The sequence below is a fragment of the Actinoplanes sp. NPDC049316 genome, assembly GCF_040677315.1.
Classification (GTDB): Bacteria; Actinomycetota; Actinomycetes; order Mycobacteriales; family Micromonosporaceae; genus Actinoplanes.
The window spans coordinates 46,931-71,089 of sequence record NZ_JBFAQM010000020.1 but is presented as its reverse complement, the minus strand read 5'-3'; the positions used below and the strand labels follow the sequence as shown (position 1 = coordinate 71,089).

28 protein-coding genes are annotated in these 24,159 nt (G+C 72.7%); 16 read left to right on the top strand and 12 right to left on the bottom strand.

The genetic code is table 11. From position 1 onward, the window contains the following. The first annotated feature begins 2 nt into the window (after positions 1 to 2). The 4 genes from ribD to ribH are packed head-to-tail and all read left to right on the top strand — an operon-like array spanning position 3 to position 3,414. Positions 3 to 1,088 (top strand): bifunctional diaminohydroxyphosphoribosylaminopyrimidine deaminase/5-amino-6-(5-phosphoribosylamino)uracil reductase RibD, encoded by a 1,086-nt coding sequence (gene ribD / locus AB0K03_RS26855; RefSeq protein ID WP_364689825.1) that lies wholly within the window; start codon positions 3 to 5, stop codon positions 1,086 to 1,088. Between the two features lie 9 nt (positions 1,089 to 1,097). Beyond that, positions 1,098 to 1,700, top strand: coding sequence for a riboflavin synthase (locus AB0K03_RS26850; protein ID WP_364689822.1), 603 nt, complete (start codon positions 1,098 to 1,100; stop codon positions 1,698 to 1,700). Further along, positions 1,690 to 2,895, top strand: coding sequence for a bifunctional 3,4-dihydroxy-2-butanone-4-phosphate synthase/GTP cyclohydrolase II (locus tag AB0K03_RS26845; protein WP_364689819.1), 1,206 nt, complete (start codon positions 1,690 to 1,692; stop codon positions 2,893 to 2,895). The genes AB0K03_RS26850 and AB0K03_RS26845 overlap by 11 nt, the downstream gene beginning before the upstream one ends. A gap of 45 nt (positions 2,896 to 2,940) precedes the next feature. Further along, positions 2,941 to 3,414: a 6,7-dimethyl-8-ribityllumazine synthase gene (gene ribH / locus AB0K03_RS26840; RefSeq protein ID WP_364689817.1), complete on the top strand. Its 474-nt coding sequence runs from the start codon at positions 2,941 to 2,943 to the stop codon at positions 3,412 to 3,414. A gap of 3 nt (positions 3,415 to 3,417) precedes the next feature. Here ribH and AB0K03_RS26835 read toward each other — a convergent pair whose 3' ends face one another. Genes AB0K03_RS26835 through AB0K03_RS26825 form a run of 3 tightly spaced genes read right to left on the bottom strand, consistent with a single transcriptional unit; the run spans position 3,418 to position 5,896 of the window. Beyond that, positions 3,418 to 4,158, bottom strand: a complete 741-nt coding sequence (locus tag AB0K03_RS26835; RefSeq protein ID WP_364689814.1) for an amino acid ABC transporter ATP-binding protein — start codon at positions 4,156 to 4,158, stop codon at positions 3,418 to 3,420. Continuing rightward, positions 4,158 to 5,021 (bottom strand): amino acid ABC transporter permease, encoded by an 864-nt coding sequence (locus AB0K03_RS26830; RefSeq protein WP_364689811.1) that lies wholly within the window; start codon positions 5,019 to 5,021, stop codon positions 4,158 to 4,160. The genes AB0K03_RS26835 and AB0K03_RS26830 overlap by 1 nt, the downstream gene beginning before the upstream one ends. Beyond that, positions 5,018 to 5,896, bottom strand: a complete 879-nt coding sequence (locus AB0K03_RS26825) for an ABC transporter substrate-binding protein (protein ID WP_364689808.1) — start codon at positions 5,894 to 5,896, stop codon at positions 5,018 to 5,020. The genes AB0K03_RS26830 and AB0K03_RS26825 overlap by 4 nt, the downstream gene beginning before the upstream one ends. A 78-nt stretch (positions 5,897 to 5,974) precedes the next feature. On the opposite strand from AB0K03_RS26825, the gene AB0K03_RS26820 reads away from it, so the two are divergent. From AB0K03_RS26820 to pheT, 9 genes are all read left to right on the top strand, one after another. Continuing rightward, positions 5,975 to 6,238 (top strand): phosphoribosyl-ATP diphosphatase, encoded by a 264-nt coding sequence (locus AB0K03_RS26820; RefSeq protein WP_364689805.1) that lies wholly within the window; start codon positions 5,975 to 5,977, stop codon positions 6,236 to 6,238. Positions 6,239 to 6,282: 44 nt separating this feature from the next. Continuing rightward, positions 6,283 to 7,128, top strand: coding sequence for an ATP phosphoribosyltransferase (hisG, locus tag AB0K03_RS26815; protein ID WP_364689802.1), 846 nt, complete (start codon positions 6,283 to 6,285; stop codon positions 7,126 to 7,128). Between the two features lie 16 nt (positions 7,129 to 7,144). Continuing rightward, positions 7,145 to 7,597, top strand: coding sequence for a PH domain-containing protein (locus tag AB0K03_RS26810; protein WP_364689799.1), 453 nt, complete (start codon positions 7,145 to 7,147; stop codon positions 7,595 to 7,597). Positions 7,598 to 7,949: 352 nt separating this feature from the next. Next, positions 7,950 to 8,561, top strand: coding sequence for a translation initiation factor IF-3 (gene infC / locus AB0K03_RS26805; RefSeq protein ID WP_364689796.1), 612 nt, complete (start codon positions 7,950 to 7,952; stop codon positions 8,559 to 8,561). A gap of 52 nt (positions 8,562 to 8,613) precedes the next feature. Next, entirely contained in the window at positions 8,614 to 8,808 is a 195-nt protein-coding gene (gene rpmI, locus AB0K03_RS26800) for a 50S ribosomal protein L35 (protein ID WP_199513490.1), read from the top strand. Between the two features lie 37 nt (positions 8,809 to 8,845). Next, entirely contained in the window at positions 8,846 to 9,238 is a 393-nt protein-coding gene (gene rplT, locus AB0K03_RS26795; RefSeq protein ID WP_364689793.1) for a 50S ribosomal protein L20, read from the top strand. Between the two features lie 67 nt (positions 9,239 to 9,305). Next, positions 9,306 to 10,100 carry an RNA methyltransferase gene (locus AB0K03_RS26790; RefSeq protein WP_364689791.1) on the top strand — a complete coding sequence of 265 codons (795 nt, stop codon included), beginning with the start codon at positions 9,306 to 9,308 and terminating at the stop codon, positions 10,098 to 10,100. A 205-nt stretch (positions 10,101 to 10,305) separates the two neighbouring features. Beyond that, complete coding sequence (gene pheS, locus AB0K03_RS26785; RefSeq protein ID WP_249612430.1) at positions 10,306 to 11,367, top strand: phenylalanine--tRNA ligase subunit alpha; 1,062 nt, start codon at positions 10,306 to 10,308, stop codon at positions 11,365 to 11,367. A 2-nt stretch (positions 11,368 to 11,369) separates the two neighbouring features. Continuing rightward, positions 11,370 to 13,847 (top strand): phenylalanine--tRNA ligase subunit beta, encoded by a 2,478-nt coding sequence (gene pheT / locus AB0K03_RS26780; RefSeq protein ID WP_364689788.1) that lies wholly within the window; start codon positions 11,370 to 11,372, stop codon positions 13,845 to 13,847. Positions 13,848 to 13,905: 58 nt separating this feature from the next. Here the strand turns inward: pheT and AB0K03_RS26775 are convergent, their stop codons facing one another. Both AB0K03_RS26775 and AB0K03_RS26770 read right to left on the bottom strand, forming a co-directional pair. Beyond that, positions 13,906 to 14,652 carry an SDR family oxidoreductase gene (locus AB0K03_RS26775; protein ID WP_364689785.1) on the bottom strand — a complete coding sequence of 249 codons (747 nt, stop codon included), beginning with the start codon at positions 14,650 to 14,652 and terminating at the stop codon, positions 13,906 to 13,908. Between the two features lies 1 nt (position 14,653). Further along, the gene (locus AB0K03_RS26770) at positions 14,654 to 15,121 is read right to left on the bottom strand and encodes a DUF664 domain-containing protein (protein WP_364689782.1); all 468 of its coding nucleotides are present in this window, start codon (positions 15,119 to 15,121) and stop codon (positions 14,654 to 14,656) included. A gap of 197 nt (positions 15,122 to 15,318) precedes the next feature. Between AB0K03_RS26770 and AB0K03_RS26765 the strand changes: the two genes are divergently transcribed. Next, a complete protein-coding gene (locus AB0K03_RS26765) occupies positions 15,319 to 16,341 on the top strand; it encodes a TerC/Alx family metal homeostasis membrane protein (RefSeq protein ID WP_364689779.1) in 1,023 nt (340 codons plus the stop codon). Here AB0K03_RS26765 and AB0K03_RS26760 read toward each other — a convergent pair. After that, positions 16,338 to 17,006, bottom strand: a complete 669-nt coding sequence (locus AB0K03_RS26760) for a transcriptional regulator (RefSeq protein WP_364689777.1) — start codon at positions 17,004 to 17,006, stop codon at positions 16,338 to 16,340. The genes AB0K03_RS26765 and AB0K03_RS26760 overlap by 4 nt on opposite strands. A gap of 95 nt (positions 17,007 to 17,101) precedes the next feature. Here AB0K03_RS26760 and AB0K03_RS26755 point away from each other — a divergent pair, with 95 nt between their 5' ends. After that, positions 17,102 to 17,539, top strand: a complete 438-nt coding sequence (locus AB0K03_RS26755) for a hypothetical protein (RefSeq protein ID WP_364689774.1) — start codon at positions 17,102 to 17,104, stop codon at positions 17,537 to 17,539. After that, positions 17,536 to 17,943, top strand: coding sequence for a hypothetical protein (locus tag AB0K03_RS26750; RefSeq protein ID WP_364689771.1), 408 nt, complete (start codon positions 17,536 to 17,538; stop codon positions 17,941 to 17,943). The genes AB0K03_RS26755 and AB0K03_RS26750 overlap by 4 nt, the downstream gene beginning before the upstream one ends. Before the next feature lie 52 nt (positions 17,944 to 17,995). Here the strand turns inward: AB0K03_RS26750 and AB0K03_RS26745 are convergent, their stop codons facing one another. From AB0K03_RS26745 to AB0K03_RS26720, 6 genes are all read right to left on the bottom strand, one after another. Next, the gene (locus AB0K03_RS26745; RefSeq protein WP_364689768.1) at positions 17,996 to 19,420 is read right to left on the bottom strand and encodes a M28 family metallopeptidase; all 1,425 of its coding nucleotides are present in this window, start codon (positions 19,418 to 19,420) and stop codon (positions 17,996 to 17,998) included. Between the two features lie 88 nt (positions 19,421 to 19,508). Beyond that, positions 19,509 to 20,153 (bottom strand): response regulator transcription factor, encoded by a 645-nt coding sequence (locus AB0K03_RS26740; RefSeq protein WP_364690024.1) that lies wholly within the window; start codon positions 20,151 to 20,153, stop codon positions 19,509 to 19,511. Positions 20,154 to 20,158: 5 nt separating this feature from the next. Next, positions 20,159 to 21,379, bottom strand: a complete 1,221-nt coding sequence (locus tag AB0K03_RS26735) for a sensor domain-containing protein (RefSeq protein WP_364689765.1) — start codon at positions 21,377 to 21,379, stop codon at positions 20,159 to 20,161. Beyond that, a complete protein-coding gene (locus AB0K03_RS26730) occupies positions 21,376 to 22,695 on the bottom strand; it encodes an ABC transporter permease (RefSeq protein WP_364689762.1) in 1,320 nt (439 codons plus the stop codon). The genes AB0K03_RS26735 and AB0K03_RS26730 overlap by 4 nt, the downstream gene beginning before the upstream one ends. Further along, on the bottom strand, positions 22,692 to 23,411 hold the full coding sequence (locus tag AB0K03_RS26725; protein ID WP_364689759.1) for an ABC transporter ATP-binding protein: 720 nt from the start codon (positions 23,409 to 23,411) through the stop codon (positions 22,692 to 22,694). Before AB0K03_RS26725 ends, AB0K03_RS26730 begins: the two co-directional genes overlap by 4 nt. Before the next feature lie 155 nt (positions 23,412 to 23,566). Next, positions 23,567 to 24,148, bottom strand: a complete 582-nt coding sequence (locus tag AB0K03_RS26720; protein ID WP_364690021.1) for an ElyC/SanA/YdcF family protein — start codon at positions 24,146 to 24,148, stop codon at positions 23,567 to 23,569. Positions 24,149 to 24,159: the final 11 nt, after the last annotated feature.

Genomic DNA, 24,159 nt, shown 5'->3' with positions numbered 1-24,159 from the left:
AGATGGTCACCGAGGACGAGGCGATGCGCCGCGCGATCGCGCTTGCCGCCCGGGGCCTCGGCACCACCAGCCCCAACCCGGTCGTCGGCTGCCTGCTGCTCAGCGCCGACGGCGAGGTGGTCGGTGAGGGCTTCCACGCGTACGCGGGCGGCCCGCACGCCGAGATCGTGGCGCTGGCCCAGGCCGGCGACCGCGCCCGCGGCGGAACGGCGGTGGTCACGCTGGAGCCCTGCAACCACACCGGGCGCACCGGGCCGTGCGCCCAGGCCCTGATCGCCGCCGGCATCACCCGGGTGGTCATCGCGGTCGACGACCCGACGCCGGTCGCGGCCGGGGGAGCGGCGACGCTGCGAGCCGCCGGGGTGCAGATCGAGACGGGGGTACGCCGGCCGGAGGCCGAGGCCGGCAACGTGGCCTGGCTGACCGCCGTGCGCCGGGGCCGCCCGTACGTGACGTGGAAGTACGCGGCCACCCTCGACGGGCGCTCAGCGGCGGCCGATGGCACCAGCATGTGGATCACCTCGGAGCCGGCCCGCCGCGACGTGCACCGGCTGCGCAGCACCGTCGACGCCATCGTCGCGGGGGTCGGCACGGTGCTCGCCGACGATCCCCAGCTCACCGTCCGCGATCTGCGCGACGGCAGCCTCGCGATCAAGCAGCCGCTGCGGGTGGTGGTCGACTCCTCCGGGCGTACCCCCGGCAAAGCGCGCGTGCGCGACGCCGCCGCGGAGACCTGGATCGCGACGGCGGCCGCGGTCGGCGCCGGACCCGACGGCCACGTCGACCTGTCCGCCCTGCTGCGCGAGCTGTTCACCCGCGGCGTCCGCGCGGTCCTGCTCGAGGGCGGCCCGACGCTGGCGGGCGCGTTCCTCGCCGCGGGCCTGGTCGACCGGGTCGTCGGCTACGTCGCGCCCAAGCTGCTCGGCGCCGGACGCGCGGCCCTGGTCGACGCGGGCGTCACCACGATCGCCGAGGCGATCGACCTGGACCTGATCGAGATCACGCAGATCGGCCCCGACCTGCGCTTCGTAGCATCACTTCGGCCCAAGCCATCCGACCACCCCGCCCACCACCCACAAACGGATTGAGGCAGCCATATGTTCACCGGCATCGTCGAGGAACTGGGTGAGGTCGTGCGCCTCACCGACGCGGGGGACGACTCGGCGCTCATCGCCGTACGCGGACCACTGGTCACGTCGGACGCCCGGCATGGGGACTCCATCTCGGTCAACGGGGTCTGTCTCACGGTCATCGAGGCCACGGACGGCGTCTTCACGGCCGACGTCATGGGCGAGACCCTCAAGCGCTCCTCGCTCGGCGCGCTGCGCGAGGGCAGCCCGGTCAACCTGGAGCGCGCGGCGACCGTCGGCTCGCGGCTCGGCGGGCACCTCGTGCAGGGCCACGTCGACGGGGTCGCCACGATCCTCTCCCGCGAGCCCGCCGAGCAGTGGGAGGTGCTGCGCTTCTCGCTGCCTTCCGAGCTGTCGCGCTACGTCGTGGAGAAGGGTTCGATCACCGTCGACGGCGTCTCGCTGACCGTCATGGAGGTCACCGCCGACTCGTTCGCGGTCGGGCTGATCCCGACCACGCTCAAACTCACCGTGCTGGGCTCCAAGGCACCCGGCGACCCGGTGAACCTCGAGGTCGACGTCATTGCCAAGTACGTCGAGAAGATGCTGGGAGACCGCAATGCTCGCTGATGTGCGCCGGGCCGTGGCCGACATCGCCGCCGGCCGTCCCGTGATCGTGGTCGACGACGAGGACCGCGAGAACGAGGGTGATCTGATCTTCGCCGCCGAGCACACCACGCCGGAACTGGTCGCGTTCATGGTGCGGTACACCTCGGGCTACATCTGCGTGCCGCTGACCGAGGAGGAGGCGGACCGGCTGGACCTGCCGCCGATGTTCCACACCAACCAGGACCGGCGGGGGACGGCGTACGCGGTCACCGTGGACGCGGCTGCCGGCGTCTCCACCGGCATCTCGGCCGCCGACCGGGCGCACACGATCCGGCTGCTGGCCGGCGCGGACACCAAGCCGACCGACCTGTCCCGGCCGGGGCACGTGGTGCCGCTGCGCGCCAAGCCGGGTGGCGTGCTGCGCCGGCCGGGGCACACCGAGGCCGCGATCGACCTGGCCGTGCTGGCGGGGCTGCGCCCGGCCGGGGTGCTGTGCGAGATGGTCAACGACGACGGCACGATGATGCGCCTGCCCGACCTGGAGACGTTCGCCGCCGAGCACGACCTGGCGCTGATCAGCATCGAGCAGCTGATCGCGTACCGGCGGCGGCACGAGCAGCAGGTGGAGCGGGTCGTCGAGACGCGGCTGCCGACCGAGCACGGCGACTTCACGGCGGTCGGCTACCGCACGGGCGTCGACGGCGCCGAGCACGTGGCGCTGGTGTACGGCGACCTCGGCGACGGCGAGGACGTGCTGGTCCGGGTCCACTCCGAGTGCCTCACCGGCGACGTCTTCGGGTCCGTACGCTGCGACTGCGGTCCCCAGCTCGACGCCGCCCTGGACCGGGTGGCGCAGGCCGGGCGCGGGGTCGTGCTGTACATGCGCGGGCACGAGGGGCGCGGCATCGGGCTGCTGCACAAGCTGCAGGCGTACCAGTTGCAGGACCGCGGCCTGGACACCGTCGACGCCAACCTGGAGCTCGGGCTGCCCGCCGACGCGCGGGACTACGGCACCGGCGCCCAGATCCTCTACGACCTCGGCGTCCGCTCGATGCGTCTGCTCACCAACAACCCGGCCAAGCGCGCGGGCCTGGAGGGGTACGGCCTGACGATCACCGGGCGCGAGGCGCTGCCGGTTCGGCTGCACCCGGAGAACGTGCGCTACCTGCGGACCAAGCGCGACCGCATGGGTCATCTGTTCGAGGCGTTGGGCTGATCCGGCCCGTCGGATCATGGGAACATACGGAAAAAAGGGGGCATCATGGCCGGTTTCGGAGACCCGCACCTGAACACCGTCGACGCCGCCGGGCTCACCCTCGGCATCGTCGGCTCACGCTGGCACGCCGACCTGGTCGACCACATGGTCGAGCGGGCCCAGGCGGCGGCGAAGGCGTGCGGTGTGGACGAGGTCATCGTGACCCGGGTGGCGGGCTCGGTCGAGCTGCCGATCGTGGCGCAGGCCCTGGCGAAGAGGTGCGACGCCGTCGTGGCCCTCGGCGTGGTCATCCGCGGGGAGACCGCGCACTTCGACTACGTCTGCGACGCCGTCACCGCGGGCCTGACCCGGGTCGCGCTGGACGCCGAGACGCCGGTCGCGCACGGCGTGCTGACCGTGGAGAGCCTGGGCCAGGCCAAGGACCGGGCCGGCCTGGAGGACTCGATCGAGGACAAGGGCTGGCAGAGCACGGTCGCGGTGCTGGACGCCGTACTCGCCATCCGCCAGGTCTCGGCGTAGCCGTCACAGGCGGCCCGCTTCGATGATGCGGGCCAGGAACTGGCGGGTCCGGGCCTCGACCGGGTCGCCCAGCACCTGCGACGGCGGCCCGGACTCCAGCACGCGGCCGCCGTCGAGGAAGACGACCCGGTCCGCCACCTGACGGGCGAAGCCCATCTCGTGGGTGGCGAGGACCATCGTCATGCCCTCCTCCTTGAGGCCGCGGATCATCGTCAGCACCTCGCCGACCAGCTCCGGGTCGAGCGCCGAGGTGACCTCGTCGAGCAGCAGCAGCCGCGGGCTGTTCACCAGCGCCCGGACGATCGCCACGCGCTGCTGCTGGCCGCCGGAGAGCCGGTCGGGGTAGCTGTCCGCCTTGTCCGCGAGGCCGAGCCGGCGCAGCCACTCCATCGCCTGGTCGCGTACGTCGGCCGCCGCGCGCTTGTGCACCTTGTCGGGTGCCAGCGTGATGTTGCGCAGCACGGTCATGTGCGGGAACAGGTTGTACGCCTGGAACACCATGCCGATCCGGCGACGGACCAGGTCGGGGTTCACCCGCGGGTCGGTGATGTCCTCGCCGTCGAGCCGGATGGTCCCGTCGTCGACGCCGGTGAGCAGGCTGACGCAGCGCAGCAGCGTCGACTTGCCCGACCCGGAGGCGCCGATCAGCGCGACCACCTCGTGCTCGCCCACGTCGAGCGACAGATCGTCGAGGACCACCTGAGACCCGAACGTCTTCCGTACGTTCTCACACGTCAGCAGCATCAGGACCCCGCGGACTGGCGGCGGGCCGCCCGCAGCGTCACCCAGTCGGTGACGCCGATGAGCGGCAGGGCGAGAAGCACGAACAACACCCCGGCCACGATGTACGGCGTGAAGTTGGCGTCCTGGGCCGTCGCGATCTGCGCCGCGCGCACGGCGTCGATCGGGCCGGCCAGCGACACCAGGCCCACGTCCTTCTGCAACGCCACCGTGTCGTTGAGCAGCGGCGGGGCGACCCGGCGTACCGCCTGCGGCAGGACCACGTGCCGCATCGTCTGCCGGTACGTGAGCCCGAGCGAGCGCGCGGCGGCGAGCTGGCTGGGATGCACCGACTCGATGCCGGCCCGGAACACCTCGGCCAGGTACGCCCCGTACGTGATCACGAGCGCGGCCCCGCCGAGCACCAGCACCGACGGCATGCCCTGCAGCCGGAGCCCGGGCACGCCGAGGGTGCACACGTACAGCACGATGATCAGCGGGAGGCCGCGGAACGCGTACGTGTACCCGGTCGCCAGCGCACGCACCGGGAAGAAGACCGGTCCGCGCAGCGTGCGCAGCACCGCGACGAGCAGGCCGAGCGCCAGCGCGGCCGCGGCGCAGACGACCAGCAGCCGGACGTTGAGCCACAGTCCTTCGAGGACGGCCGGCAGGTACTTGCGCGCGACCGCGGGGTCGAAGAACGACGCCTTGACCCGGTCCCAGCCGGGCGCGCCGGTGACGGCGAAGGCCAGCGCGCCGCCGGCGACCGCGGTGGACAGGGCCGCCAGCAGCACCGAGCGGATCGTCTGCCGTCGCCGGTAGGCGATCCGCCCGAGCTGGACGTCGCTGGGCCGGTAGAGCCCGGCCCGGTCGAGCTCGGTGGTCACGAAAGCTCGGGAGCCCCGCCGCTGCCGGCGAGCCAGGTCTTCTCCAGGACCGCCAGCGTGCCGTCCTGGCGCAGCTGGTCGACGGCCGCGCTCACGCACGGGGTCAGCTTCGAGCCGAGATCCAGGACCAGGCCGAACTGCTCCGGTACGCCCACCTGCGGCAGCTGGCCGACGATGACACCGTCCTCGAGCTCCGCCGCGGTCATGTAGAACGCGGTCGGCAGGTCCACGACGATGCCGTCGACCTGCTTGTTCTCCAGCGCCTTCTTGGCGTCGTCGTTGTTGTTGAACACCTGCGGCTGCGCCGCCGGCTTGATGAGCTCGGCGATCGCCTGATAGCTCGTCGTGCCGACCTGGGCGCCGAGCTTGGCGTCCTTGAGCTCGGCCAGCGTCTTCGCCCCCGCGATCTTCGAGCCCTTGGTCGTGATCACCGTCTGGCGCACGAGGTAGTACGGCGACGAGAAGTCGACCGCCTTGCGCCGCTCCGGCGTGATCGAGAACTGGTTGATGTCGAAGTCGAACGTCTTGGGGCCCGGGGCGATCGCGTTGTTGAACGTCACCTGGGTCCACGTCACGTTCGCCGCGGGGTAGCCGAGGCGCTCGGCCACCTGGTACGCCACCGCCGACTCGAAGCCCTTGCCGTTGGCCGGCTTGTTGTCGCTGAACCACGGCTCGTAGGCCGGGTTGTCGGTGCCGATCGTGAGCTTGCCCGGCGTCATCGTGTCGAGGGCGCCCGGGGCGCAGGCCGCGCCGGAGGCGGACGCGGAGCCGCTCGCGGCGGGGCTGCCTTCCTCGTCCGCGGGCGCGCAGGCAGCGAGCGTGACGGCGAGCACAGCGGCGCCGCCGAGTGCGGCGAAGGTGTTTCTGCTGACCATGAAGCGCAGGCTAGCCCACGTCCCAAGGGATGGGGCCGTCCGTCGCCATCGGTTAATGAGCTGCAACAATTCCCTCCCGTGAAGACGTTCGAAGAGTTGTTCGCCGAGCTTCAGGCCAAGGCGGCGCAGCGGCCCGAGGGCTCGGGCACCGTCGCGGCGCTGGACAAGGGCGTGCACTTCATCGGGAAGAAGGTCGTCGAGGAAGCCGCCGAGTCATGGATGGCCGCCGAGCACGAGGGCCCCGACCGCGCCGCCGAGGAGATCTCGCAGCTCCTCTACCAGGCACAAGTCCTGATGATCGCCACCGGTCTCGAGCTGAAGGACGTCTACCGACATCTCTGACGTGCCCTGTCGCCCTCATCGAGTCCCGTCGAAGGAGCACGTCCATGTTGCGCATCGCCGTACCCAACAAGGGAACCCTGTCCGCCCCCTCCGCCCAGATGCTGCGCGACGCCGGTTACCGCCAGCGCACCGACCCCAAGGACCTCGTCTGCCGTGACGAGGACAACAACGTCGAGTTCTTCTACCTGCGTCCCCGCGACATCGCCACGTACGTCGCCTCGGGTGATCTGGATCTCGGTATCACCGGCCGGGACCTGCTGGTCGACTCGGCCGTACCGGCTCAGGAGCTACTGGACCTGAGCTTCGGCGGTGCCACGTTCCGCTGGGCCGCGCCGGCCGGGACGCTGGGCTCGGAAGCCGAGATCGGTGGCCGGCGCATCGCGACCGCGTACCCGGGGGTGGTGGAGCGGTATCTCGCCGAGCACGACCTCAAGGCCGACGTGGTCCGCCTCGACGGCGCGGTGGAGAACGCCGTACGGCTCGGTGTCGCCGACCTGATCGCCGACGTCGTCGAGACCGGCACCACGCTGCGCCAGGCCGGCCTGGTCACGGTGGGGGAGCCGCTGCTGCGTTCGTCGGCCATCCTGATCGGGCGGCACAACGACACCACCGAGGCGAAGACCTCCCAGCTCATCCGGCGGCTGCAGGGTGTGCTGGTGGCCCGCAGCTACGTGATGCTGGCGTACGACGTGCGCGCCGACCTGCTGGAGAACGCGACCGCGCTGACGCCCGGCATCGAGTCACCGACGGTCTCGCCGCTGCACCGCGAGGGATGGGTGGCGGTGCAGGCCATGGTCCGCCGCGCCGAGGTGCACCGGATCATGGACGAGCTGTACGAGCTCGGCGCGCGCGCCATCCTGGTCACCGACATCTCCAACTGCCGGCTCTAGTGGCAGAGTTGTGTCTGTGACTACTCCGACCCGCGAGGCCGTCGAGTTCCGGCCGCGCCGCATCCGCTGGGTGGCCGGCTTCTCGGCCGCCGCGGTGGTGATCCTGTTCACCGCGCTCAGCTTCGGGCTGCACGGCGCCACGGGCGACGGCCTGGGCCAGTTCGAGCGCGGCGACCAGACCGCCATGATCGGCCTCGGTGTCCTCGCCGCCGCGGGCATCCTGGCCTTCACCCGCCCCCGGGTCCGCGCGGACGCCGAGCACGTGCGGATCCGCAACGTCATCGGTAACTTCGATCTGCCCTGGTCGGCGGTGCGCGCCGTGCGTTTCGACCGCAACTCGGCCTGGGCGATGCTGGAGCTGCACGACGACGAGACCGTGCCGGTGCACGCGCTGCAGGCGGCCGACAAGGAGTACGCCGTCGAGGGCGTCCGCGCACTTCGGGCCCTTCATTCGGCGTCGTCCTCCTGAGCTGGTAGACTTCGCCGCAGTCGACCACGCCTGCGCACTTTACCCTCGGGTCGGGGAGCTGCGGGCGCGAAAGAGGAGCCCGCTGGTTCCCACCCGAGTCGCCATCCGCGTTCCGCGCGGGACGGTGTCCGGGTCCGGTCAACCGGCCTGGGGAATACCCGGTGCCGGTGTGCGTCCTCATGGACGCCGATGACCGGTCGAGCGGGCCCTGGCATGCGCCGGGGCCTTCTGCTTTCCCGTCGCCCGTTGCACGAGGGCGGCGCGAGGCCGACCGACATTGGCAGACAGCGTCCGGCACGTGCCGGACGCGAGCAGATCGTTCTGAGGAGGCCACATCAGCGTCGAACCACGCGTGAACGAGCAGATCCGGGCACGGGAAGTCCGGCTGGTCGGCCCTGAGGGTGAGCAGGTGGGCATCGTCCCGCTCGAGCGCGCCCTGCAGCTGGCTGCGGACGTCGACCTGGATCTGGTTGAGGTGGCGCCGATGGCGCGCCCGCCGGTGTGCAAGCTCATGGACTTCGGCAAGTTCAAGTACGAGAGTGCACTCAAGGCGCGCGAAGCCCGGCGCAACCAGCAACAGACCGTCATCAAGGAAATGAAGCTGCGGCCGAAGATCGACCCGCACGACTACGAGACCAAGAAGGGTCACGTGGTGCGGTTCCTCAAGGCGGGCGACAAGGTCAAGGTGACGATCATGTTCCGCGGTCGCGAGCAGAGCCGCCCGGAGCTGGGCTTCCGGCTCCTGCGCCGGCTCAGCGAGGAGATCTCGGAACTCGGCTTCGTCGAGGCCAGTCCCAAGCAGGACGGCCGCAACATGATCATGGTGCTGGCGCCTCACCGGGCCACCAAGGCGGCCGCCGCGGCCACGATCGCGGCCAACGCCCGGCCGCCGCGGGAACCGCGTGAGGGCGACGGTGCCGAGGCGCCGCCGGCCGAAGCGCCCGCCGACACCACCGCAGAGTGATGGAATCCCCGAGGTCCTCCGGCCTCGGGGAGCAGAGAGAGTAGGCGTTCAAGTGCCGAAGATGAAGAGCCACACCGGCATGGGTAAGCGGGTGAAGCTCACCGGCAAGGGCAAGATCGTCCGCGAGCAGGCCGGCAAGCGGCACCTGCTGGAGGGCAAGTCCTCCCACGTCACGCGCCGGATGACCGGCACCGTCGTGGTCGCCAAGGCCGACGTGAAGCGCGTGAAGAAGTTGCTCGGCCGCTGACGCGAGCCACACCCGTTCCCCTGTTAGGAGTACCGAAATGGCACGCGTCAAGCGGGCAGTGAACGCCCAGAAGAAGCGTCGCACGTTGCTGGAGACTGCCAGCGGCTACCGCGGACAGCGCTCGCGCCTGTACCGCAAGGCCAAGGAGCAGGTGCTGCACTCGATGCAGTACGCGTACCGCGACCGCCGTGACCGCAAGGGCGACTTCCGCCAGCTGTGGATCACGCGCATCAACGCGGGCGCCCGGGCCAACGGCCTGACCTACAACCGCCTCATCCAGGGCCTCAAGCTGGCCGGCGTCGAGGTGGACCGCAAGATCCTGGCCGACATGGCCGTCAACGACGCCGCCTCGTTCGCGGCGATCGTCGAGGTCGCCCGCGCCGCCGTGGCGGCCGAGGGCACGGGCGGCGCCGCCGCCCAGGCCGCCTGAGCAAGTCCTTTCGGGGCGCTTTCCGGTTCGTCCGGGAGGCGCCCCGATGCTTGTCCCCGGAGGAGATGTGACCTTCACCCCCCGTACCCCCAGGGTCGTCGCGGCCCGGCGCCTGCAGCGCCGCCGCGACCGCGACCAGACCGGCCGCTTCCTGGCAGAAGGGCCCCAGGCGGTGCGCTCCGCCCTGGCCGCGGGGGTCGTCCTGGAGTTGTTCGGTACGGACGCGGCCCTCGCCCGCCACGGCGACCTCGCGATGCAGGCGCCCGTGGTGTCCCCGGTGACCGAGGAGGGGCTGGCGGCGCTCGCGGAGACCGTCCAGCCGCAGGGGCTCGTCGCGGTGTGCGAGCAGGTCGACGTGCCGCTGGCCGCCGCGCTCGCCAAGCAACCCCGGCTGGTGGCGGTCGCCGCGGAGATCCGCGACCCGGGCAACGCGGGTACGGTCCTGCGCACCGCCGACGCCGCCGGAGCCGGTGCGGTGGTGTTCGCCGGCGACGCGGTGGACCCGTACAACGGCAAATGTGTGCGCTCCTCCGCGGGGAGTCTGTTCAACGTGGACGTGGTGCGCTCGCCGCTGACCGTCGCCGACGAGCTGCGCGCCGCCGGGCTGCAGGTGCTCGCCACCACCGGGTACGGCGACAGCGACCTCGACGACCTGCTCGACGACGGCACCCTCGCCGCCCCCACGGCCTGGCTCTTCGGGTCCGAGGCCCACGGGCTGCCCGCCGAGCTGCTGACGAGCGCCGACCGGCGGGTGCGCGTACCCATCTACGGCGGCGCGGAGAGCCTTAACCTGGCTGCCGCCGCGGCCGTCTGCTTGTATGCTTCGGCCAGAGCGCAGCGCTCCCCGAGGAGACCGTCATGAGTCGGATGTTTACCCAGCCCGCTGGTCGCGGGCGCGTGGGCTGACTCTTCTTCTGCGCGAACTTCCCTGACCGGCGGGCTGCGGCCCAGCCGTGCCTCCGTACACTGATCCACCCGAGTCGCCCCACTCGCGGCCCTCGCTGCGCTCGGTGCACTCGGTCCCGACGAGCCGATGGCTCATCCGGTGTGAGGGAGTTCGCCCGACCATGTCCTACCGCAACGATCCGTACGATCCGAAGCAGGCCGCCCTGCTCGCCCCCGAGGCCCTCGAGGCCGCGGTCGCCGAGGCCGAGAAGGCGTTCGCCGCGGCGGCCGACCTCGACGCGCTCGGCGCGCTCAAGCCCGCCCACCTGGGCGACCGCTCGCCGGTGTCGCTGGCCCGGCGCGAGATCGGCTCGCTGCCGCCCGCCGCCAAGTCCGACGCCGGCAAGCGCGTCAACGTGGCCCGCCAGTCCATCCAGGGGGCGTACGACGCCCGCCTCGCCGAGCTGGAGCTCGAGCGGGCCGCCCGGGTGCTGGTCGAGGAGCGCGTCGACGTCACCCTGCCGTGGGACCGCCGCCCGCGCGGCGCCCGGCACCCACTGACCACGCTCATGGAGCACATGGCCGACCTGTTCATCGGCATGGGCTACGACGTCGTCGAGGGACCCGAGCTCGAGCTCGAATGGGCGAACTTCGACGCGCTCAACATCGGCCCGGACCACCCCGCGCGCGGGCTCATGGACACGTTCTACGTGGACCTGCCCGGCCTGGTCATGCGCACGCACACGTCGCCCGGCCAGGTGCGCACCATGCTGACCCGGCAGCCGCCGATCTACGTGGTCAGCCCGGGGCGGGCGTACCGGACGGACGACCTGGACGCCACCCACAGCCCGGTGTTCCACCAGATCGAGGGCCTCGTCGTCGACGAGGGCATCACCATGGCCCACCTCAAGGGCACGCTGGACCACTTCGCCCGGGCCATGTTCGGCCCCGACGCGCGCACCCGCTGGCGGCCGCACTACTTCCCGTTCACCGAGCCGTCCGCGGAGTTCGACGTCTGGTTCGCCCAGCACCGCGACGGCCCGCGCTGGGTGGAGTGGGGCGGCTGCGGAATGGTCAACCCGCGGGTGCTCACCGCCTGCGGCATCGACCCGGAGCGCTACTCGGGCTTCGCGTTCGGGATGGGCGTCGAGCGCACGCTGATGTTCCGCAACGGCGTGAGCGACATGCACGACATGGTGGAGGGTGACGTCCGGTTCACCCGCAACTTCGGTATGGCGGTCTGATCATGAAGCTGTCCCTGTCCTGGCTGCGCGAGTACGTCGAGCTGCCGTCGCCCGTCGACGCCGCCGACCTCGAGCGCAAGCTGGTGGACCTCGGCATCGAGGTGGAGTCCGTCGTCGACCAGGCCGCCACGATCAAGGGCGACCTGGTCGTCGGCCGGGTGCTCGAGATCGAGGAGCTCACCGGATTCAAGAAGCCCATCCGCTTCTGCCGCGTCGACGTCGGCAACCCGGCCGCGCAGGAGATCGTCTGCGGTGCCCGCAACTTCGCCGTGGGCGACCTGGTGGTCGTGATCCTGCCCGGTGGCGAGCTGCCCGGCGGTTTCCGGATCGGCGCGCGCAAGACGTACGGGCGCAACTCCAACGGCATGATCTGCTCCGCCGCCGAGCTGGGCCTGAGCGGCGACCACTCGGGCATCATCGTGCTCCCGCCGGAGTCGGCGGCGCCCGGCACCGACGCGCGTCCCGTGGTCGGGCTCGACGACGTGATCGTCGACGTGGAGATCACCCCGGACCGCGGCTACCAGATGAGCGTGCGCGGCATCGCCCGCGAGCTGGCGTACGCATACAGCACGGCGTACACCGACCCGGGTGCCGTCCCGGCGCCGGGGGCCACCGCGGAGCCGCCGTACGAGATCCGCATCGAGGACACGGTCGGCTGCGACCGCTTCGCGGCGCGGGTGGTCCGTGGCATCGACCCGTCGGCGCCGTCGCCGGAGTGGATGCAGCGCCGCCTCATCGCGGCCGGCATCCGGTCGATCTCGCTGGCCGTCGACATCACCAACTACCTGATGCTCGAGCTCGGGCAGCCCATGCACGTGTTCGACCTCAACCTGCTGCGCGGCGGGCTGACCGTACGCCGGGCCCGGCCGGGGGAGAAGCTGACCACCCTGGACGGTGTCGCGCGCGTGCTCGACGCCGAGGACATGGTGATCTGCGACGACTCCGGCCCGATCTCGCTCGCCGCGGTCATGGGCGGCGAGACCAGCGAGGTCCAGCCGGACACGGTGGACGTGCTGCTCGAGGCGGCGCACTGGGACCCGGTGATGGTCGGGCGTACGGCCCGCCGGCACAGGCTGTTCAGCGAGGCCGCCAAGCGCTGGGAGCGCGGCGTCGACCCGCAGCTGCCGCTGGTGGCGCTGCAGCGGGCCGTCGAGCTGCTCACCGCGCACGCCGGCGGCACGGCCGACGAGCGGATCCTCGACATCGACCACGTCCTGCCGCCGGTCCCGGTGCAGCTGCCCGGCGACCTCGCGAGCCGGCGCATCGGCGTGGTCTATCCGGTCGAACGGGTCACCGAGCTGCTCGGCCAGGTGGGCTGCGCGGTCACGGGCGTCGAGCCGCTCGAGGTCACACCGCCGTCGTGGCGGCCCGACCTGCTCGCCCCCATCGACCTGGTCGAGGAGGTCGCCCGGCTGGGCGGTTACGACGCCATCCCCAGCGTGCTGCCCCCGGCGCGCGGCGGTCGCGGCCTGACGCCGGAACAGGCCCGCCGCCGCGCGATCGGGACCGCCCTCGCCGAGAACGGGTACGTCGAGGTGCTCTCGTACCCGTTCGTGACCCCGGCCGCGGCCGACACGCTGGGCCTGCCCGCCGACGACCCGCGCCGCAGCGCGGTCCGGCTGACCAACCCGCTGTCCGAACAGGAGCCGCTGCTGCGCACGACGCTGCTGCCGCCGCTGCTCGCGACGCTCAAACGCAACCTCGGCCGCGGCGAGCGCGACCTGGCGATCTACGAGACGGGTACGGTGTTCCTGCCGCACCTGGCCACCACGGCCCCGCCGGCGCTGGGCGTCGACCACGGTCCGTCCGACGAGGACTGGACCGCGGCCAACGCGATCGTGCCGGAGCAGCCGTGGCACCTCGCGGTGGCGCTCACCGGCGACATCACCCCGGCCGGCTGGTGGGGTGAGGGACGCCCGGCCACCTGGGCGGACGCGGTCGAGGCGGCCCGCATCGCGCTGGCCGCGGCCGGCATGACCCCCGACCGGGTCACGGTGCGCTCGGCCGACCACGCGCCCTGGCATCCGGGCCGCTGCGCCGCGATCTCGGTCGACGGCACCCTCGTCGGCCACGCCGGCGAGCTGCACCCCGCGGTGCTCTCGGCGCTCGACCTGCCGAAGCGCACCTGCGCGATGGAGATCGACCTCGACGCGATCCCGGCCCGTCCGGTCGCCATGGCCACGGCCATCTCCACGTTCCCGCCGGCCCTGATCGACGTCGCCCTCGTCGTCGACGCCGCGGTCCCGGCCGCGGACGTGCAGGCCGCGCTGGTCGCGGGGGCGGGAGACCTGCTCGAGTCGGTGCGGCTGTTCGACGTGTACGCGTCGGAGCAGCTGGGTGAGGGGCTGAAGAGCCTCGCGTACAAGCTCACCTTCCGCGCCCCGGACCGCACCCTGACGGTCGAGGAGGCGGTGGCCGCGCGCGACGCAGCCGTGGCCGCGGCGGCTGAGCGTACGGGAGCGGCGCTGCGCGGGGCGTAGCCGCACGACCCGGCCGGGTCTCGCTCGACGAGGCCCGGCCGGGCCCCGCCCGCGGAAGCTAGTCGATCGTGTGGCCGCCGTTCACGGTGATCCGCTCGCCGGTGATGAAGCGGGCCGCGTCGCTCGCCACGAACGCGACCACGTCGGCGATCTCCTGCGGGGTGCCCATGCGGCCGAGCGGCACGTCGCGGACGTACCCCGCGCTGTCCTCGGCGGTGACCACGCCGTGGCGCTCGACCGGGATCCAGCCGGGGGCGACCACGTTGACCGTGATCCCGTGGCGGCCGAGCTCCCGCGCCCAGGTCCGCGCCAGGCCGATCTGGGCGCCCTTCGCCGCGTTGTACGCCGAGGCCCCCGGCAACGCCCGCTCGAAGGAGTCGGAGCCGATGTGCACGATGCGGCCCGTACCGAGGCGGCGCATGCCGGGCAGGGTGGCCCGCAGGAGCAGCGTCGGGCTCTTGACGAAGAAGACGAGCTGGTTGAGGTGGTCCTGCCAGGTCACTTCCTCGGCCGGGGCGAGCGGCTGCGGTCCGGTCGCGTTGGCCACCACGGTCTGCACCGGGCCGAGCTGTGCCTCGATCTCGGCCACCATGGCGGGGACGGCCGTCTCGTCGGTGACGTCCGCCTGGAAGGCTGCGGCCCGGCCGCCGGCGGCGACGATGCCGGCGACCACGCCGGCGGCACCGGCCTCGTCGGAGTGGTAGTTCACCGCGACCGGCCAGCCGTCGCCCGCCAGGCGGCGGGCGATCTGCGCGCCGAGCCCCCGTGAAGCCCCGGTCACCAGGGCGCTCCCGGCGATCGTCATGTCATTCTCCCGTCGTACCGTCGAGCAGCTCGCGGACCGCGTCGGCGTGGCCGGCGTGCCGGGCCGTCTCGTTGATCAAGTGCAGGAGCACGAAGCGTAGATCGGTGCCGTCACCCCACCGGCACGGCGTCGCGAGATCGCCCAGGGAGCGGACCGCGGCGTCCGTCGCGGCGGCCCGCAGACGGTACGCGTCGAGCGCATCCTCGATCGACAGGCCGGCCGGCGTGTACTCGGCTTCGTCCTTGCCGGTCCCGGCCCCGAGCATCTGCCCGTCGATCCACCGCCACTCGACGTGGGTGAGGTGGTTGACGATGCCGACGAGCGGCAGCAGCTTGCCGTCGGGACGCCAGCGGGCCTGCTCGTCGGTGATCCCCGACGCCTTTCGCAGCACCGCGCCGCGCAGGAACGCCAGCCAGCGCAGATACAGCTCGAGCTCGTCAGGCGTGCCGGACGGGAACGGCGCGGTCATGCCCGGGACATTACGCCGGGCCGGGGCCGCGGTTTTCAGGGAGCGTTCAGGTGGGTCACATAGGGTGCGGGGCGAGGGGAGTACCTCGACAGATCGTCCCGGTCAGTACGGATCCTGAAGCCAGGAGCCCCGGGCGGTCGCCCATCGCGCGGCGGCGGTCAGCGGCGACGGGTGAGGGAGACCTCAGGCGATGACACATGTCTGAGGAGATCTCCATGCTCGACTCGATCGGCTCGCCCCTGCTCTGGAGCGTCACGATCGCGATCCTCGTGGTGCTGCTGGCGGTCGACTTCGCGGTGACCCGCCGGCCGCACGACGTCCCGATGCGCGAGGCGGTCGGCTGGACGGTCTTCTACCTGGCCCTGCCCGTCGTGTTCGGGCTGGTGATGTGGCCGCTGTACGGCGGCGAGGTGTCGATCGAGTTCTTCACCGGCTGGGTGGTGGAGAAGTCCCTGTCCGTGGACAACTTGTTCGTGTTCATGCTTCTGCTCGCCGCGTTCGCCGTACCGTCCGCTCTCGCGCAGCGGGTGTTGCTCTACGGCATCGTCGGCGCGCTGGTTCTGCGGGCCGTGTTCATCGCGCTGGGCGCCGCGGTGATCAGCGCGGGCAGCTGGGCCTTCCTGCTCTTCGGCGGGATCCTGCTGGTGACCGCGGCCAAGGTCATGCGCGACGCGCTGTCCGGGCACGAGCAGCAGGTCGACATCGGCAGCATGCGCAGCGTCCGGCTGCTGAGCCGGCTGATGCCGGTGACCCGCGAATACCACGGCGCCAAGCTGACCGTGCGCTCGGCGGGCCGGCGCGCGCTGACCCCGATGGCGCTGGTCGTGGTCGCGGTGTTCATGACCGACATCGTGTTCGCGGTGGACTCCGTCCCGGCCGTGTACGGCGTCACCGACGACCCGTACATCGTCTTCGCCACCAACGCGTTCGCCCTGCTCGGCCTGCGCGCGCTGTACTTCGTGCTGCGCAACGCGCTGAGCAAGCTGCGCCACCTCAACCACGGCCTGGCCGTGATCCTCGGCTTCATCGGCGTGAAGCTGGTGCTGCACTGGGCGCACACGGTGTGGTCCTGGGTCCCGGACGTGCCGACACCGCTGTCGCTGCTGGTCATCCTCGGCGTGCTGGGCACGGTGACCGCGACCAGCGTGGCGGCGAACCGGCGCGAGGCGGCCGCGACGGCGGCGCCGGAGCAGCCGGAGAAGGTCGGCGCTGGGAACTAGCCCACCGGGCCGGGTCCTTCCAGGCGCACACAGCAGCGCCCCGGTGCCGGGTCGAGGACCGGCCGGAACGCGGCCGGCGAATCGTCGGTCATGCCGCGCAGCAGGTGCAGATTGAGTCCGCACACCAGGTCCGTGTACTGGCGGGCCAGGCGGTGGAACGGGCAGTTCGACAGGAGCAGGCCGCCGTCGGATCGGTGCGGCTCGTAGCCGGTCTCGAGCAGCGCCTCGAGCAGGTCGGGGGTGGCCGCGGCGATCGCCCGTCCGGCGTCATACGCGTTCCGGTTCACTGTCTCCCCGACCTCGGCGCCGGTGCCGACCGCCTCCGTCACGGCGGCCGCCAGCAGGCTCGCGACCAGGTCGTAGCGGCGATCGGGCACCGACACCGTGACCTCGTCGGCCGCGCGGCGGTACAGCTTCGCCGGGCGGCCGGCGCCGGGGCCGGCCCGTTCGTGCAGCCGGCGGAACTCCACCGTCAGCAATCCCTTGTCGGCGAGCTTGTCGAGGTGCGCGGCGGCGATGCGGCGGCTCACGCCCAGCGCTTCCGCAGCGGCATCTCGAGAGACCGCAGCGGATGCGAGCGAGACGTAGTCGTACACCGCCCGGCTGGTCGGGTCGTCGAGGGCCGCTACGGAGGTGACGCGCTCGGCCCGGCTGCGGTGTGCCATCCCTTCACTGTAAATGACGGGTGCGTTGACTTTAGAGGCGCGGCGAGCCTACGGTCTCTAAAAAGCTCATCCCCGTCTTTTAGAAGGATGGTCAGATGCCCACCGCAGCCGTGACATCGACAGTGTTCGCCCGGGCCCGCTCGGGCGACCCGGCCCAGCAGGCGTTTCTGCTGCTCCGCACCGTATTCACCGTCGCACCCATCGCGTTCGGCCTGGACAAGTTCCTCAACCTGCTGACCGATTGGCCCGGCTACCTCGCGCCGTGGATCGACGGCCTCGTCCCCGGAACCGCGCAGCAGGCGATGTACGCGGTCGGCGTCATCGAGATCATCGCCGGGCTGCTGGTCGCGGCCCGGCCCCGCTGGGGCGCCCTGGTGGTCGCGGCCTGGCTGGCCGGGATCATCGTCAACCTCTTGATCCTCGGCGACTACTTCGACGTCGCGCTTCGCGACTTCGGCCTCCTCGTCGGAGCGCTCGCCCTCTCCCGCCTGGCCGCCCCGCGCCGGCTCGCCGCCGAAGGAGAAGCCCGATGACCCGGCACCCCGCCCGGACAGCCACCGTCGCTGCGGCCGCAGCCCTGACTCTCGTGGCCGCGGGCGCTCCCGCCCAGGCCCGGCTCGCGGACCGGACGCCGCCCACCGCGCCCTACGTTCTGTACGCCGACGGCCTGCGATGGACCGGTGGCTGCCTGCCGCTCACCATCGGGATCCAGCGCTCCACCGACAATGTGACCCCGCAGCCGGCGCTGGTCTACGAGGTGTTCGCCGACGGTGTCCGCCTCGGCGCACTCACCGACAACGGCGCCAACGCGGCCGTGTGGGGCGTCCTGCGCTTCACCCGGCCCGGACCGCAGACGGTCACGGCCCGAGCGGTCGACGCCGCCGGCAACAGGTCGGCACCCAGCAACGCCAACGTCGTCACGGCGTACGCATGCTGAGGATCGACCCCCCGCAGTAGAACCGATCCGGCCGGTGGGCCGCGCCGCCCCGCTACCCCGGGGTGGGCGCGGCCACCGGGCTGCGATGCCCCGCGCGGTCGACGGCTCGTACGCCGAAGAAGACGTTGTCCTTGGACAGGTCGATCGTCACCGTGGTCACGTTGCCCACCGGCAGGACGTGCTGCCAGTCCGGGGCCGTGGTCTCGCGCCACACCACCTCGTACTCCGCGAGGTCCGTCGCGGTGGAGGGCTGCCAGCGCAGGGTGGTGTCGTTGGTCAGGCGGGTGGTGTCGATGACCACGCCCTTGGGGGTGCCCGGGGCCTGGGCCAGCGACCACAACGCCGCCGCGTTGACCCGGGCCACGCGGGCGATGTACCAGAAGTCGCAGAATTCGACGAGGTCGCCGTACTGGACGCCGTTCTCGGTGCGGACGTCCTGGTGCTCGTGGGCGAAGTTCTCGCGCGGCTCGGTGAAGCGGGCCGCCGGGTAGCCACGGAGCAGGAACGAGATGTGGTCGCTGCCGCGCAGGTAGCGGTCGCGGCGCCAGACGACCCGGATCTTCATGCCGGTCTGGGGGTTCTCCGCGACGTCGCGGACGAAGCGGCCGAGCTGCCGCGACGGGCCGTCGTTCTCGCCGCCGACCGATTGCCGGGTCGCGGTCTGCGCGGGGGTCTCGCTGGTGGGCACGCCTTCGACGAAGAGCCGCACCGTACGCGGGTCCGCGGCCGTCCCGTCGTGCGCGTCGCCGGTGCCGACGATGTCGTTGCTGAACATGGCCTGGACGTCGGCGCCCTTGTCCTTGAACTGCCGCGCGAGGTAGTCGGAGCCGTACAGGCCCTGCTCCTCGCCGGCGACGGCGGCGAACACGATCGTGGCCTCGGTGCGCCGGGTGGCCATGACCCGCGCGACCTCCATGATCGCGGCGACCCCGGACGCGTCGTCGTCGGCGCCGGGCGCGTCGCTCGTGGCGTCCATGACGTCGGACGCCCGGGAGTCGTAGTGGCCGGTCACCACGTACACCCGGCCGGGGTCGCGGTCGCCGCGCAGCGTGGCCACGACGTTGGTGATCCGGGTCGGCTCCGGGATCCGCGACGCCGGGGGCTGCACGAACGACTGCAGCTCGACGGTCATCCGCCCGCCGGACTCGGCCGCGTACGCCCGGAACTGCTCGTAGATCCAGTCGCGCGCCGCGCCGATCCCGCGGTCGGGGTCGTCCTGGCTGGACAGGGTGTGCCGGGTGCCGAACGCGGCGAGGCGGGTGACGGTGGCCCCGATGCGGTGCGGATCGATCTCGCGCAGCAGCGACCGGAGCTCGGGGCCGGGATCCTGGCGCTCGAGCCCGGCGGCGCGCGCGGCCCGCCCGAGGACCGGGGTGGCGGCGACGGCGGCGGAGGCCGACAGGAACGCGCGCCGCGAGGACAGTGACCCCGGCGACCGTGACTCCGAGAACAGAGACCGTTCGCGTTGATCCGTCATACCTGTGCATAGTTGTCCACTAAAGACCGGATGTCCATGCTCATCGATGTCAGATCTTTTGCTTCGCTCACACCTTCATGAAAGGGGTTCAGGAGCGTAGGTATCGCAGCACAGCGAGTACTCGGCGGTGATCCGTACGGGCCTGCGGCAGGTCCAGTTTGGTGAAGATCGCCGTGACGTGTTTCTCGACGCTGCGCTCGGCCAGATGCAGCGTCTCCGCGATGGCCACGTTGGACCGGCCCTCGGCGAGCAGGCCGAGGATCTCCCGTTCCCGCGACGACAGCCGGGACAGGCCCGGGTCGACGGCGGGCGCGGCCAGCAGCTGCCGGACGACCTCGGGGTCGAGCGCGGTGCCCCCGCCGGCGACGCGGTGCAGCGCGCCGACGAACTCGTCCGTGCTGACGATCCGGTCCTTGAGGAGGTAGCCGACCCGCCCGGTGCGCTCCGACAGCAGCCGCCGCGCGTAGCTCGTCTCGACCCACTGGGAGAAGACCAGGACCGCGATCTCCGGGTACGCCGACCGGATCGTGAGCGCCGCCCGCAGCCCCTCGTCGGTGTGCGTGGGCGGCATGCGTACGTCCACCACGGCCGCGTCGGGCCGCTCGGCCGCGACCACCCGCAGCAGCTCATCGGCGTCGGTGACGGCCGCGACCACCTCGATGCCGTGCTCGCCGAGCAGCAGCGTGACGCCGTGGCGCAGCAGCGCGTTGTCCTCGGCGATCACGACCCGCATGCCGGTCATCCTCCCTCCCGGGGCAGCTTCATGGTGACGGTGGTGGGCCCGCCCTCGGGCGACTGCAGGTGCAGGCTGCCGTCGAGCGCGCGGGCCCGGCGCGCGAGACCGCTCAAGCCGGTGCCCGAGGCGCGCCCCGGACCGGCCCCGCCGCGCCCGTCGTCGGTGACCGTCAGCGTGAGCCACGGCCCTTCCTCGCGGACGGTGATCGCCGCCCGCGTCGCCGAGGCGTGCCGGGCGACGTTGGTGAGCAGCTCGGCCACCGCGAAGTACAGCGCCGACGCCGTGGCGTCCGGAGGGCGGTGCCGCAGGTCCACCGTGACCGAGGCCGGGACGGCGCTGCGCGCCGCCAGCGTCGACAGGGCCACCTCGAGGCCGTCGTCCAGGGCGGGCGGGTGCAGGCCGCGGACGATGTCGCGCAGCTCGGTGAGCGCCTCCGTCACCGTGCCGCGGGCGTCGGTGGCGAGGGTGCGTACCTGCTCCTCGGTGCTGCGCTTCTCGATGCGGGCCAGCGTCACGCCGAGCGAGACGAGCCGGGCCTGGGTGCCGTCGTGCAGGTCGCGTTCGACGCGGCGCAGCAACGCCGCCGCGTCCTCCTGCAGCGCCGCCCGGCCGGCCTCGAGCTGGGCGATGCGCCGGGCGGCGGCGGTCGGCCGCAGCAGCGCGCGGACCAGGACCCCGTCGAGGGACACGACGAGCCGCAGCAGCCACGGCAGCACGAGCAGGAGTGCGGCGCCCTGCACGGCTCGCCACCAGGTGCCCGGCCACGTGACGGCCCCGAAGGAGAACGCGTCCGGCACGACGAACCACCAGACGGGGTACGTCACCGCGACCAGACCGGTGAACAGGCCGGCGACCGCGCCGTACGCGCCGGTGTAGACCAGCGGGAACCGCAGGAAGCAGTACGCGAGCGCTCGCCAGGCCGTCGGGTCGCCGAGCAGCGTCACGATGCGCCGCCACCGCGTGGAGCCCGGGAGCGGGGGAGGCGACGGCCAGTCCCAGCCGACGAGGCGGCGTGCGGGTCCCCGGAAGTAGCGCGGAGTGAGCCGGGCCAGGGCCAGCACGCCGATCAGCAGGGCCAGGCCGAAGATCACGACGGACAGCGCGGACGCGACCAGCCCGAGCACCGCCAGCGCGAACGTGGGCAGGCTGAGGACGGCCCCGGTGAGCACGAAGGCCAGCTCCCGCCAGGTGCGGGAGCTCAGCCAGGCGCGCAGCACGATCACCCGGCCACCTCGATGGGTGGGCGGCGCACCGCCACCGCCGCCGGCAGCACCGTGCCGGCGAAGACCAGGGCAGCCGTGCCCGCGACGCCCGCCGTCGCCCAGCTCGCGGGCAGCCAGGGCCGCCACGTGCCCAGGGCGGTGTGCAGCAGCGGCAGCAGGGTCACCGCCGCCACCGCCGCGGCGACCACGAGCGCTGTGCCGGTCACCACCAGAGCCTCGCAGACGACGACGGCGAGCGTACGCCCCCGGGTCCCGCCGGCGAGCCGTACGACGGCCAGGTCCCGCCGCCGCGCCATGATCGCGGTGACCAGGGTGTTCAGCGCGGCGATCGCGGCGAAGGCGGTGTACGCGCCGGTTCCCGAGAACTCCAGCCAGCGCTCGGCGGCAGGCGCGGCGACCCCGGTGACGTGGGTCGTCGTCGCGCCGCGGATGACGGAGACCGCGGCGAACGCCACCGCCAGGGTGAGCGGCACCAGGGCTCCGGACAGGGCCCGGGCGTGCACCGCGAGCGTGTCCCCGGCGAGCCTGCCGGTGTCGCCGAGCAGCCGGGCGACGGACGCGGCCACCCGCAGCAGTGCCGGGCCGAGCAGGCCGGCGCCCGTGCACATGGCCAGCATGACGAAGAGCCCGGCCTGGTCCGCGGTCTCGGCGTCGAGACCGGCGATCAGCACCGACAGCACCACGCCGCCGGTGACCAGGACGAGGCCGGCGGCGGTGCGGGCCACGCCGACGCGCAGGCGGGGCGCCGCGCTGTCGGCGAGCGCGACGGCGGGCCGTACGCGGGACGGCCGGATCGCCGCGATCATCGCGCCGAGCAGGGAGGTGCCCGTCGTGACGGCGAGCGCGATGGGCAGGACGCCGCCGTGCACCCGGAACGTGACCTCGGCGGGGACCAGACCGTGGCTGACGAAACCGGCGACCCAGGCGCGGCCGCCGAGCAGGCCCACCGGCACGCCGGCGAGCGTGGCCGGCACGGCGACCAGCGCGGCCTGGGCGGCCACCGCCCGGCGGACCCGGGCGGGGGTGGCGCCGATCGCCCGGACCAGCGCGATGTCCCGGGCCTGGTCCCGGATCGCCGAGCTCATGGTGACGCCGACGATGAGGATCGACAGGTAGATCGAGCTCAGCAGGAACAGCAGACCGATGTCGGCCACCCCGCTGTCGATCAGGGCGCGCCGCTGTCCGGGCCGCAGCGGCGCGCCGTCGAACGAGGCGATCAGGCAGAGCCCGGCGGTGACCAGCGCGGCGGCCAGGCACTGGGTGGCCGCCGGGCCGAGGAAGGACCAGGGGTTGCGCCGCCGCGCCTGCCGGATCATGCCGCCACCCGCGAGACGCCACGCAGCCGCTCGGCGATGGCCTCCGCCTGCGGGGTGGCCCCGTCCGCGACGACGGCTCCCTCGCGCAGCAGCACCAGCCGGTCGCTCCACGCGGCGGCGACCGGATCGTGGGTGACCATGAGCACGGCGACCCCGTCGAGGTCCGCGGCGGTCCGCAGCAGCCCGAGGATCTGCGCGCCGGTGGCCGGGTCGAGCGCGCCGGTGGGCTCGTCGGCGAAGATCACCACCGGGCGGGTGACGAGCGCGCGGGCCACGGCCACCCGCTGCCGCTGCCCACCGGAGAGCTCGCCCACCGGCCGCCGGCCCAGCCCGCCCAGCCCCACCGACTCGAGCACCTCGTCGACGGGCCGGCCCCGCGGGCCGCCGAGGCGGGCGGGCAGCGCGACGTTCTGGCGTACGGTCAGCTCGGAGAGCAGGTTGTAGGACTGGAAGACGAAGCCGACCCGGTCGCGCCTCAGCCGGGTGAGCGCCGCCTCGCGCAGCCGGGTGACGTCACGGCCGGCGAGGCGCACCCGCCCGGAGGTGGGGCGGTCAAGGCCGGCGGCGCAGTGCAGCAGCGTGCTCTTGCCGGAGCCGGTCGCGCCCATGACGGCGACGAACTGGCCGGCTGGCACCTCGAGGGACACGTCGCGCAGGGCGAGCACGCCGCGCGGGTAGCGCCGGGACACGGACGTCAGGGACACCACGGATTCCATGCGTCCACCCTCGCGTCCGCGGCCCGCGCGCACAGCCGGGCCAGCCCGCCGCCGCAGGTGCGGTTACCCGCACCCCGCTCGCCGGGCCGCTCGCTCGCCGGGCCGTCGCCGGCCACCCGTCCCGTTCTGGCCGCCCGATCGCGGCGCTGCCCGGCTCAGGAGCTGACCGCGACCTCCACGCCGGCCTCGTGCGGGCCGAGGAACACCGGGTCCCGGCCCGAGACCACGTCCAGCAGCGCCTTCACCACCGCGCCCCGCTCGCGGATCACGCTGTTGCGCCACGGTTCCTCGTACACCCGGACGCTGTCGTCGGCCACGCCGGAGGCGTCGATACCGAGACGGCGGCACAGCGTCACCGCCCGGTCGATGTGGTACGTCTGCGTCACCACGATCGCCTTGTCCACCCCGAAGATCCGCTTGGCCCGGGCGCACGAGTCGTACGTGTCGAAGCCGGCGTGGTCCAGCACGATGCGTGCGCTGGGCACGCCGCGGTCGACCAGCCACCGGAACATCGCGCCGGGCTCGTTGTAGCCCCACTCGCGGTGGTCCCCGGAGACCAGGATCGCCTTCACCTTGCCCGCGGCGAGCAGCTGACGGGCCAGCTCCAGGCGGGCGGCGAGGAACGGCGACGGGCTGCCGTCGGCGTACACCTGCGCGCCGAGCACGAGGGCGACGGGTGCGGCCGGCGCGTCGTCCACCGAGCTGACGTGCCCGTGCGCGGCCGCGCGCACCCACATGTCACCGGCGG